At 75.2% G+C, this 11,427-nt stretch carries 7 protein-coding genes; 6 read left to right on the forward strand and 1 reads right to left on the reverse strand.

What is annotated here, in order from left to right; translation table 11 throughout:
- The first annotated feature begins 1 nt into the window (after position 1).
- The 6 genes from AB0L25_RS38240 to AB0L25_RS38265 all read left to right on the forward strand — a co-directional run bounded on the left by AB0L25_RS38240 (position 2) and on the right by AB0L25_RS38265 (position 9,405).
- Positions 2–2,434, forward strand: a complete 2,433-nt coding sequence (locus AB0L25_RS38240) for a WD40 repeat domain-containing protein (protein ID WP_500178185.1) — start codon at positions 2–4, stop codon at positions 2,432–2,434.
- 17 nt (positions 2,435–2,451) lie between these two features.
- Positions 2,452–4,830 (forward strand): hypothetical protein, encoded by a 2,379-nt coding sequence (locus AB0L25_RS38245; protein WP_500178186.1) that lies wholly within the window; start codon positions 2,452–2,454, stop codon positions 4,828–4,830.
- A 73-nt stretch (positions 4,831–4,903) separates the two neighbouring features.
- Positions 4,904–6,502: an Hsp70 family protein gene (locus AB0L25_RS38250; RefSeq protein WP_500178188.1), complete on the forward strand. Its 1,599-nt coding sequence runs from the start codon at positions 4,904–4,906 to the stop codon at positions 6,500–6,502.
- Between the two features lie 21 nt (positions 6,503–6,523).
- Positions 6,524–6,937 (forward strand): DUF1257 domain-containing protein, encoded by a 414-nt coding sequence (locus tag AB0L25_RS38255; RefSeq protein WP_500178190.1) that lies wholly within the window; start codon positions 6,524–6,526, stop codon positions 6,935–6,937.
- 21 nt (positions 6,938–6,958) lie between these two features.
- On the forward strand, positions 6,959–8,323 hold the full coding sequence (locus tag AB0L25_RS38260) for a type I restriction-modification system subunit M (protein ID WP_500178195.1): 1,365 nt from the start codon (positions 6,959–6,961) through the stop codon (positions 8,321–8,323).
- On the forward strand, positions 8,320–9,405 hold the full coding sequence (locus tag AB0L25_RS38265; RefSeq protein ID WP_500178192.1) for a restriction endonuclease subunit S: 1,086 nt from the start codon (positions 8,320–8,322) through the stop codon (positions 9,403–9,405). Before AB0L25_RS38260 ends, AB0L25_RS38265 begins: the two co-directional genes overlap by 4 nt.
- 10 nt (positions 9,406–9,415) lie before the next feature.
- Here the strand turns inward: AB0L25_RS38265 and AB0L25_RS38270 are convergent, their stop codons facing one another.
- A complete protein-coding gene (locus tag AB0L25_RS38270) occupies positions 9,416–11,221 on the reverse strand; it encodes a bifunctional metallophosphatase/5'-nucleotidase (protein WP_500178194.1) in 1,806 nt (601 codons plus the stop codon).
- Between the last annotated feature and the right edge of the window lie 206 nt (positions 11,222–11,427).

Raw genomic sequence — 11,427 nt, forward strand, 5'->3', positions numbered from 1 at the left:
GATGCTGGACCGGCTGTGGGACCCCCTGGACTTCGTGGTGGAGGCGCTGGGCGGACTCGTGAAGCGGTGCGAGGACGCGGCGGCCGTCTGGTCGGGCCGGGCCCACCGGCGGCGAATCGCCAGGGGACGTCCGGCGCCGGTCCGCAAGAGGAACCGTGCCCTGTACCGCCTCGCCGCGATCGCCTCCGACCGGTGGCGTCCGGGCCGGGAGGCGGCGGAGCGGGAGCTGCTCGCGCTGTGGGGCGCGACCCGCGATCCGGAGCCCGTCCTGGAACTGGCGAAGGGCCGGAGCCTGCCCCGTCCGCTGCGGGTGGCGGTGCTGGAACTGCTAGAGGCCGGTGACGAGAGCCAGGCGGAGTGCGCGCGGACGCTCCTCGCCGACGACGACGCCGAGATCGCGCGGCGGGCGAGGGCGGTCTGCGCGACCGCCGCGGGCCCGATGCTCGACGCGCTCTGGGAATCCGCGGGCGCCCGCTGGGAGTCGCCGCTGCGGGACGTCCTGCTGAAGAACCCGAACCCGCCGCCGCCGGGGACGCTGGACGCCCTGTGGGACGACTGGCTCCACGGGCCGGACGCGGACGGCCTCACCGAGCCGCTCCTGCGGTGGGGGCGGCCCGCGACGATCGCGGCGTCGTGCGAGCCGCTGACCGTCGCGGCGGTGGCGACGGACCCGGACGTCCTGCGGCGGCCCCCTTACCGCGACGCGCTGGTGGACGCGCTGTCCCTGCCGAGCACGCATTCGCTGCGGCCCATCGCGATGCGGAAGATCCGCGAGCTGGGCGATCCCGGCCTCGTCGACCGGCTGTGCGAGCGCGCGCTCACCGACGGGGGAAGCCGGCGCTTCTGCCGCAAGCACCGCCTCGCCCCCCGGGACGAGCCGAGGCGCGCCCTGTTCTTCCTGATCACCGGGCAGCCGGAGCAGTACCGCGCGCTGGACCCGGACGGGGGCCTGCTGTCCCTCGCCTACGCGGCGGCGTCGCGGGACGAGCGCGCCCGGGTGCGCGAGGCGATGCTCGCGGCGGGCGAGTTCGACCTCGTCCGCGTCATCCTCGGCGACGACCGGCGCGTGCGCGTCCGCGACATGTCGGCCGACGAGACCGGCTACCTCGCCGAGCAGCTCGCGCACCGCCGCGCGTGGGACGAGCTGTGGTCGCTCGTCCTCGACCTGCCGCTCGCGGCCGGGAGCCGCCTGATCGGGTACTTCGACGACTGGGCGCCGCGCGACGGCGACGCCCGCCGGCTGTTCGAGCTGTACCGGGCCGCGCGCCCGGAGGCGGTCGCGCGGGGCCTGCGGCGGCTGGCGGAGACGGGCTGGGCGGAGCGCGCCTGGTGGCCGGCCCTCCGGGTGCCCGGCCGCGTCAACGACCTGTCGTTCGCCCCCGACGGCCCGTTCCTCGCCGTGGGGGGAGCCGACCGGACCGTCCGCGTCCTGGACGTGCGCACCGGCGGCACCGTCCGGGTCCACGGCGGCTTCGGCTCCGCCGTCAAGCGCGTCCTGCACGTCGGGGACGGGACCGTGGTCGCGGGCGAGCGCACGAACCGCGGCCAGAGCCGGTGCCGGCTGGTCCGCTGCGCGGCGGACGGGGAGGCGACCCTGCACGTGGCGCCCGGCTCCATCACCTCGCTGGCGCTGACCGGCGCGGACGGGAGCCACGCGGCGACGACCGCGGCGGGCGAGCTGCTGCTGGGCGCGCCGCACGGCGGTCCGGTCGAGGCGCGGCGGCTCGACCGGTTCGGCGTGGACGTCCGGCACCGGCCCCGGCAGGTCGTCGCGCACCCGGCCACCGGGCGGATCGCCGTGCTGGCCCGGGACGTCCACGTGATCGACCCGGCGGCCGGGACCGGCTCCGCGGTGCGCCCCGGCGACCTCGGCGTCCGGATCGCGTTCGCCGGCGCCGACACCGTCGTCCACGCCGACCAGCGGGGGCGGGTGGCGCGGCTGTCGCTGCGGGACGGGCGGCGGGGGCCCGCGCGGCGGGTGGGCACGACCGCGCTCGACGGCCTGGCGGGGCTGCGGGCGCTCCCCCACGACGACCGCCTGGTCGTCGCCGGGCGGCGGGGGCCGCTGCACGTCGTCGGCGCCGAACGGCTGGAGCCCGTCGACGCCGAGATCCTGCACTCCCGGGCCGGGGCGACCTGCCTGGCCGCGGCGCCCGGCGGCGAGTTCCTCGCCGTCGGCCACGCCGACGGGGAGATCGACCTGTTCGACCTGCGCCCGCGGATGCTGTCGAGGCTGGTCGGGCGCTCCCCGGCGGAGTTCGGCCCCGGGCACCTCGGCCTCGTCGACGCCGCCCTGGCGGTCCCCGCCACCGACGGTCCGGCGCGGCAGGTGCTCGGGCTCCTGCGGGAGTGCCTGCACCATCGGTTCCGCTTCGACGTCGCGACGGGCGGGGACGTCCGCACGATGGCGGACGAGCACGACATCGGCCTGTGAGAGGAGCGAGGACCGCGATGGCGCAGCGGACGAACGCGGACCGGCGGGTGGTCGCGAGCGGGCGGCGCGGCCCATGGGGCGCCCGCGCGGCGAAGCGGCTGCTCGTGGACGCCGCGGGCGGCGACCCGGGCGCGCGGGAGGCGTTCGTCCGGATCGCGCGGACGCCCGGCCACCGGCTGCACGAGCGGGCGCGGGAACGGATCGCGGCATGGTGGGTCCGGACGCGCGACCCCGGGCTGCGCGACGCCGTCCTGAAGACGGGGGCCGTCGCCGCGCGGACGTCCGCCCGCCTCGTGACGCTCGCGCTCCACGACCGGCTCGACGGCGCGTGGCCGGCGGCCGAGGCCGGACTGGCCCCCGACCTGCTCACCGACCCCGACCCGGACGTGCGGGCGCACACCACCGCGTTCTGCCGGAACGCGACCGGAGCCATGCTGCACGCGCTGTGGGCGGCCGACAGCGGCCCCGGCACACCGCTGCGGAACGCCCTCCTCGCGAACGGCGAACCGCCGCCCGGCCCGGCGCTGGACGCCCTGTGGCGGGCGTGGCTGGACGACCCGGACGAGGAGGCGGGCGCCGCGCTGCTGCGCTGGTGGCGCCCGGCCGACGACGCGGGGATCGCCCCGTTCACCGTCGTCGTGCTGGAGACGGACGCCGTGATCCTGCAGCGGACGCCGTACCGTGAGGCGCTCCTCGACGCGCTCGCCATGCGCGGCCACCCGCTGCGGGAGATCGCCGCCGAGAAGTTCGGCGCGGTGCACGACCGTCCGCTCGTCGAGGAGCTGTGCGAACGGGCGCTCACGGATCCCGCGCTCGCGGAGTTCTGCGCCGAGCACCGGTTCGCGCCCGCGGACCCGGTGGCGCGCGCCGCGTTCTTCCTGCTCACCGGGCAGCCGCGGCAGTACCGGGCGCTCGATCCGGACGGGAGCCTGCTGTCGCTCGCGTACCTGTCGCGCCCGGACGACCAGCGGGCGCGGCTCCGGACGGCGATGCTCGCCGCGGGCGAACTCGACCTCGTCCGCGTCATCGTCGGCGACGACCGGCGCGCCCGCGTCCGCGACATGTCCGCCGACGAGACCCGCTACCTCGCCGAGCAGCTCGCGCACCGCCGCGCGTGGGACGACCTGTGGTCGCTGGTGAAGGACGTGCCGATCGCGACGGGCGCCGGGCTGTTCCGGCTGTTCGAGGGCTGGACGCCGGGCGGCGACGACGAGCGCCGCCTGTTCGCGCTGTTCCGCGCGGCCGACCTGGCGGGGATCGCGTCCGGCCTGCGCGACGGCGACGACGCGCCGTGGACGGCGGCGCCGCGGGCCCGGCTGCGGTTCCGGCACGGCGTCGACGACGTCTCGTTCGCGCCCGACGGCCCGTTCCTCGCCGTCGCGGGACGGGCGGGCGTCGTGGGCGTGTTCGACCTGCGCACCGCCCGGCTCGCCGAGCGCTACGACTGGTTCGACTCCCCCGTCGGGAGCGTCCTGCACGCCGGGAACGGCGTCGTCCTCGCCGGTGAGCGGGGACGGCACGGGGCGGGGCCGTGCCGCGTCGTGCGGTGCGCGGACGGCGCCGACCGCACCCTGCACGCCTCCCACGGCGCCGTCACCTCGCTCGCGCTGACCGGGGACGGGACGTTCGCGGCCGGCACCCGCGACGGGGACCTGCTGCTCGGCGGCGCGGACGGCCCGGTGGCGGTCCGGTCGATCACCGAGTTCGGGCTCGGGCGGCGGCAGTGGCCGCGGCGGATCGTCGCGCACCGCGGGTCGGGACGGCTCGCGCTGCTCGGCCGCTCGGTGCACCTGATCGATCCGGCCACCGGGCACGCCGCGGGCGCCCACCCGGGCCGGACGGTCGCCGAGGTCGGGTTCGCCGACGCCGACACGGTCGCCTGCGCCGACCCGCAGGGCTGGACGGTCCTGCTGCGGGTCGCGGACGGGCGGCGCGTCTCTACGCGGCACACGCAGATCCGGGGCTGCATGGGCCTCGGGGTGCTGCCCCGCACCGGGCAGGTCGTCATCGCCGACCGGACCGGCGACCTGCACTTCCTGACCGGCGCGACGCTCGACGTCGTCGACGTGCACCGGACGCCGTCCGGCGACCGGCCGACCGGGCTGACCCTGTCGCCCGGCGGCGAGTTCCTCGCGGCCGGGCACGGCGACGGCCGCGTCGACCTGTTCGACCTGCGGCTGCGGGAGGTGCCCGCGCTGGTCCGGCGGCCCGTCGCCGACCTCGTCCCGCGCGACCTCGGGGCCGTGGGCGCGGCGCTCGCGCACACCGCGGTCACCGGACGGGACCGGGCCGTCCTCGAACTGCTCGACGCGGCCCTGATCCACCGGTTCCGGTTCGACGTCGAACTGGGCGAGGCCGTCGAGCTGACCGCCGGGGAGCACGACATCAGCCTGTGAGTCAACGGCATAAGGGGCGGCGCGGGAGAGGAGATCACGGAAGAATGCGGAGGAGACCTGTGGAAGGGGGACGATGACGACCCGTATCGGCATCGACTTCGGCACCGCCAACACCGTCGTCGCGGGCTGGGACCACGACCTGGACCGCGGGGAGCCGATCCCGCTGCCCGGTCTCGACCTGCGGCGGGAGGGGGCGCGGGGCGTCGACCAGCGGGTCGTGCCGTCCCGCGTCGCGTTCTCCGGCGGCGGCGACCGCCGGTGGATCGGCGCGCAGGTGACGCCGGAGATCGCGGGCGACCCGGAGAACGCGGCGTTCCAGTCGATGAAGAGCGCGGTGACGGGGCGGGCGGTGGACATCCCGCGGCGGCTCGGCGGCGACCGGACGGTCACCGCGCGGCAGGCCGCGACCCGCTTCCTGTCGGACGTGATGGCGGCCGCGACCCTCGCGGTCGACTCCGGCGACCTGGAGATCGTCGCGACCGCGCCCGTCGAGTCGTTCGACACCTACCGGGACTGGCTCGTCCAGGAGGTCGGCGAGGAGGCGGGCGGCGCGGCGCGGCTGCGCGTGGTGGACGAGGCGACGGCCGCGGCGGTCGGGTACAGCGCGCGGCTGAACCCCGGGGACGTGTTCCTGGTGTTCGACTTCGGCGCCGGGACCCTCGACACGTCCGTGGTGAAGGTGCTGGACCCGTCGAACGCGTCCGCGGGCTCGTCCGTCCGGACGATCTCCAAGGCGGGCCTCGACCTCGGCGGCGACCACATCGACGCGCTGCTCGCCGAGCACGTCGCCGAGCAGACCGGCGTCCCGTTCGGCGACACCGAGGAGTACAACCGGGTCTTCCGGGAGCTGCTGCGCTCGGCGGAGCGCGCGAAGGTCGCGCTGACCACGCAGGACGCGGCGAAGATCGAGTCCGGCCGGTTCGGCATGGAGGTCACCCGGGCCGAGTTCGACGGGCTGCTGAAGCGCAAGGACGTCCTCGGGCGGGTGAACCGGGCGCTGCGCAAGACGCTCGACGGCGCCGCCGCGAAGGGGTTCCCGGCCGACGAGATCTCGAAGGTGTTCCTGGTGGGCGGGACGAGCCTGATCCCGGCCGTGCAGGACGTCCTGTCCCTGCAGTTCCCGCCGGACCTGCTGCACCTCGACCGTCCGCTGGAGGCCGTCGCGGCGGGCGCGGCCGGGATCGCGGGCGGCTACGAGCTGAGCGACCACATCCAGCACGACTACGCCATCCGGCACGTCAACCGCGACACCGGCGCCTACGAGTTCGAGACGCTGGTGGAGGCCGGCACCGAGTACCCGACGCCCGAACCGGTGAAGAAGCTGACGATCAAGGCGATCCGGAACGGGCAGAGGCATCTCGGCATCGCGGTGTACGAGCTGGCGCACGCCAGCTACCGGGAGGCCAGCTCCGACCTGGAGATCATGTTCGACGCGAACGGCGGCGCCCGCACCGTGGCGGTCACCGCGCAGCGGCTGCAGGAGCGCTCCCGGCTGTGGCTGAACGAGGACAGCCCGACGTTCCTGGAGGCCGACCCGCCCGCCGAGGCGGGCGTCGACCGGTTCCGGCTCGACTTCCGCGTGGACGCGCAGAAGCGCCTGACCGTCTCCGCCTACGACATCCAGCGCAACACCCTCGTACTCGACCGGCAACCCGTCGTCCGGCTGTCCTGAGCCGTCCCAAGGGAGGACGCCATGTCGCACTACACGAAGGTCCGCACCACGATCACCGACCAGGAACGCCTCGTCAGCGTCCTCAACGACCTGGGGTTCGACCACGTCGAGTCGCACGCGTCCCCCACGCACCTCTACGGCTACCAGGGCGACAGGCGCCCGGAGAAGGCGGAGGTGGTGGTGCGGCGGAAGTTCATCGGCTCGGCCAGCAACGACCTCGGTTTCCACCGGACGTCCGACGGCACGTTCGAGGCGATCATCAGCGGCTTCGACCGGCACAAGTACGATTCCGGGTGGCTCGACAAGGTGGCGCAGCGGTACGGGCGGCTCACCGCCATGGCGTTCGCCGAGAGCCACGGCTTCGACGTCGCGGCCGAGGAGACCGACCGCCGGACCGGCGAGGTCAGGCTGACGCTGCGGCGAACGACGTTCTGACGGGGGACGGATCTGAAGGACATCCTGTGGAGGTCCGCGGACAAGCTCCGCGGCTCCATGGACGCCGGCCAGTACAAGGACTTCGTGCTGGGCCTGGTGTTCCTCAAGTGGGCCTCCGGCTCCGGCGCGTTCGACGTCCCGGAGCCGGCCCGCTGGGACGCGCTGGCCGCCGCCGGGGACGGCCGGGCGCTGGACGCCGCGATGGACGCGCTCATGGCGGCGAACCCCGCGCTGGCCGGGGCGCTCCCGAAGATCTTCACCACCGTGGACGGGCGCCGCCTCGCCGAACTCGTCCGCCTCATCGACGGCGCGAGCCTCGGCACGGAGGCGCCCGGGACGAGCGGGCCCGGCGACGTCCTCGGCGAGATCTACGAGTACTTCCTCGAGCGGTTCGCGCGCGCCGAGGGCAAGCGCGGCGGCGAGTTCTACACGCCGGCCGCCGTGGTGCGGCTGCTCGTGGAGATCCTGGAGCCGTACCGGGGACGCGTGTACGACCCGTGCTGCGGCTCCGGCGGCATGTTCGTCCAGGCGGAGAAGTTCGTGCTGAGCCACCGGGGCCGCCGGGACGACATCGCGGTGTTCGGGCAGGAGGCCAACGAGCGGACGTGGCGGCTGGCCCGGATGAACCTCGCCGTCCACGGCATCACCGGCGACCTGCGCCGCGCCGACACCTTCCACACCGACGCCCATCCCGATCTCCGCGCGGACTTCGTGCTCGCGAACCCGCCGTTCAACATGTCCGACTGGTACCGCCGGGCCGACGACCCCCGCTGGCGGTACGGCGTCCCGCCCGCCGGGAACGCGAACTTCGCGTGGATCCAGCACATCCTCGCCAAGCTCGCGCCCACGGGGTCCGCGGGCGTCGTGATGGCGAACGGCTCGATGTCGTCCACGCAGAAGGGCGAGGGCGAGATCCGGGCGGCGCTCGTGGAGGCCGACCTCGTGTCCTGCATGGTCGCGCTGCCGCCCCAGCTGTTCCGCACCACGCAGATCCCGGCGTGCCTGTGGTTCCTGACGCGCGACAAGGGCGCCCGCGCGGGACACGTCCTCTTCGTCGACGCGCGCGGCATGGGCACCCTCGTGGACCGCACGGAACGCCTCCTGACGCCCGCCGACATCGGCCGGATCGCGACCGCGCACCGCGACTGGCGCGCGGGCCGTCCCGTGGACGAGCCGGGCTTCGCGCGCTCGGCGTCCCTGCGGGAGATCCGCGGCCACGGGCATGTCCTCGCGCCGGGCCGCTACGTCGGCGCCCCCGCCGTCGAGGCCGCCGAGCCCGCCTCCGACCGCATCGAGCGCCTCACCAAGGAGCTCCTCGCCTGCATGGACGAGTCGGCCCGCCTCGACGCGGTCGTCCGGGCCCGGCTGGACGGGCCGCACGGGTGACGGGACGCGCGCAGGACGGGCCGGGCGGAACCGTCCGGCTCGGCGACCTCGTCGACCTCGCGAACGGGAAGGCGCGCCCCGCCCCCGGGACCGCGTACCGCACGTACGGGTCGAACGGCGTGATCGGCGCGTCCGACCGGTTCAACGCGGAGGCCGGCACGGTCGTCGTCGGGCGCGTCGGCACGTACTGCGGCACCGTCCACTACAGCCCGGACCGCTGCTGGGTCACCGACAACGCGATCATCGTCACGCCCCGGGACGGCGTGAACCCCCGCTACGTCCACTACCTGCTCAAGGCCCTCGACCTGAACCGGTACCGGCTCGGGTCCGGCCAGCCGCTCCTCACCCAGGGCATCCTCACCGGCCTGCCGGTGCCGCGCGCGTCCCGCGCCCGGCAGGACCGCGCCGCGGACGTCCTGGGCGCCCTCGACGACAAGATCGCCGTGAACGGGCGGCTCGCCGCGCTCGCCGACGAGCTCGTCCGCGCGAGGTACGACGAGGCGGCGGCCGCGGCCCGGACGTCGGTCCGGCTCGACGCCCTCGGCGCGCTCGTCCGCGACCTCGTCCCGGCGTCCCGCATCGCGGACGGGGAGCCGTACATCGCGCTCGAGCACGTCCCCCGCCGCCACATGTGGCTCACCACGTGGACGGGCGCCGCGGACGTGCGCAGCGGCAAGACGCGCTTCGCGGCGGGCGACGTCCTGTTCGGCAGGCTCCGCCCGTACTTCCACAAGGTGGGCCTCGCGTTCGTGGACGGCGTCGCGTCCACCGACATCCTCGTCGTCCGCCCGGGCGAGGCGGCGCACCGCGCCTGGCTGCTGGCGGCGCTCGCCAGCGACGACGTCGTCGCGCACGCGGCGGCCGTCGGCGACGGCACCCGGATGCCCCGCGCCGCCTGGCCCGACCTGGCCCGGTACGAGGTCCCGTGGCCCGGCGACGCCGCCGCCCGCCGCTTCGGCGAGACGGTCGCGCCGCTGGCCCGCCGCGTCGCGGCCGCCGCCGCCGAGTCCGCGGCGCTCGCCGCCCTCCGCGACACCCTCCTCCCCGAGCTGGTCGGCACGGACGTCCCGTCCCGCGCGTGATCCGGAGGCGTCAGGACTTCGGCGTCGCCCGTCCCGGCTCGGGCGCGCTCGCGGGCGACGTCCGCTCCAGGTACCGCCAGAGCGCGTCGCCGCCGTTGTAGAGGCTGCGGTCCTGCCGCTTCGCGTCGAACAGCGCGGTGAACCCGGGGGTGGCGTTCTTGGCGAAGAAGTTGTTCGCCAGGGTCGCGATCCGGTAGGTCGCGTGCGCCTTGACGGGCCGCTTCCCGATCCGGACGTCCCGCAGGTCGATCCGCTCGCCCACCGGCTTCGACGGGTCGTAGGCGTACCGGACGTTGCCGGAGACGGCCATCGGCCGGTACGTCACCGTCCCGTCGGCGGCCCGCTGCCACTGGCTCTCCAGCAGCGCGTCGAGCTGCCGCCCGGTGACGTCGCCCCGGACGAGCCCGACCCCGATGCCGCCGTCGTACACCGTCCCCAGCGCGACCTCGGAGAACAGGACCCGGCCGGGCGCGTCGGCGGGGTTGGCGGGGTCCGGCGCGTACCGGACGTCGCGGCGCAGGATGCCCGGCATCGCGACCGCCAGGTCGGCGCGCCCGTCCCGGTTCGCGGCCCAGTGGAAGGCGTCGGCGGTCAGGTTGTAGAGGCTCGACTCGCCGCCCTCCCCCGGCTCCCGCGTCAGGTCGCCGGTGACCGTCGCCACCGGCGTGTTGCCCCGCTCCACGGCCTTCTTCCGCCAGTGGTCGGCGATCTCCAGCGTCTTCGGGTCGGGCGGGACGTCCTGGGTGTTGGCGTGGTTGACCGAGGTGGTCCGGTCGCGCAGCACCTCACCGGTCCGCGGGTCGAGGTGCAGGCCGATCTCGTTGATCAGCCTGCCGTGGTTGGCCGCCTCCACCACCGGACGCGGGTTCCCGGCGGGGTCGGGGAGCATGCAGTTGACGAGCGCGTGCCAGTGCCCGGTGACGATCGCGTCGACGTCCGGGGAGATCCGGGCGTTGTACTCCACCATCGGGCCCGACGGGTCGACGCACTCGTCGTACCCCGACCCGTTCCGCTGCGAGAACCCCTCGTGGACGACCGCCACGATCGCCCGCACGCCCTTCCCGCGCAGCACCTTCGCGTACTTGTTGACGGTGTCGGCCTCGTCGAGGTACGCGACCCCCTTCGGGTTGTACGACATCTGCTCCTGCGGGGTCAGCTTCGACGTGGCGAACACGAACCCGACCGGGAGCCGCCCGCCGCGCCCGTCGTCCACGTACTCCACGTGGTAGGGCGGCAGCGCGGGCCTGCCGCTGCGGTCGTGCACCAGGTTGCCGGAGAAGTAGCCGTAGTCGGCGCCCCGGAACCGGCGGCCGGTCGAGTCGGTGAAGCACAGGTCGTCGTCCGGGCGGCCCTCGCAGGTGCCGTCGACCATGTGGCGCAGGAACGCGAGGCCCCGGTCCATCTCGTGGTTGCCGACGGTCGAGAAGTCGAGCCCGATCGAGTTCAGGTACTCGATCGTCGGCTCGTTCCAGAACCAGCCGGTCTCGTTGGGCCAGCCGGTGAAGTCGTCCCCGGCGGAGAAGAGGATCGAGTTCCGCTTCCCCTCGCGCAGCCGCTTGATGTGGGTGGTCAGGTAGGCGCCGCCGCCGACCCGCTGCGCGGGCTCCCCGGCGCGCGCGCCGGGCACCGTCGTGGTGTAGTCCCCGAAGTATCCGTGCAGGTCGGTGATCGAGATGAGCTGCACCGGCACCGCCGCGCGGGCCGGGGCGGCCGCCGCCGTCCCGGGGAGGGCGAGCACCAGGGCCAGACCGGCGGCGACGGCCGCCAGCGCGGCGCGTCTCAGCCGGGACCCGGCCTTGGAGGGGGTTGCGTACATGGGGGAGGACTCCTGAGCACCCGAGGGGACATCGCCCCGGGAGCCTCCCGTGCATCGCCGAACGCCCGATGAACGCCGGATAGGGACGATCCGGCAGGAACGTTACGGAGATCCTTTTCCTCCTTCGCGTTGTACATCGCGACGTCGGCGCGCTGCAGCAGGAGTTCGAAGTCGGGGGCGTGGTCGGGGAACAGCGCGATGCCGAC

Origin of the sequence: Spirillospora sp. NPDC052242 (assembly GCF_040679555.1) — a bacterium.
In the GTDB taxonomy this organism is placed as follows: domain Bacteria; phylum Actinomycetota; class Actinomycetes; order Streptosporangiales; family Streptosporangiaceae; genus Spirillospora.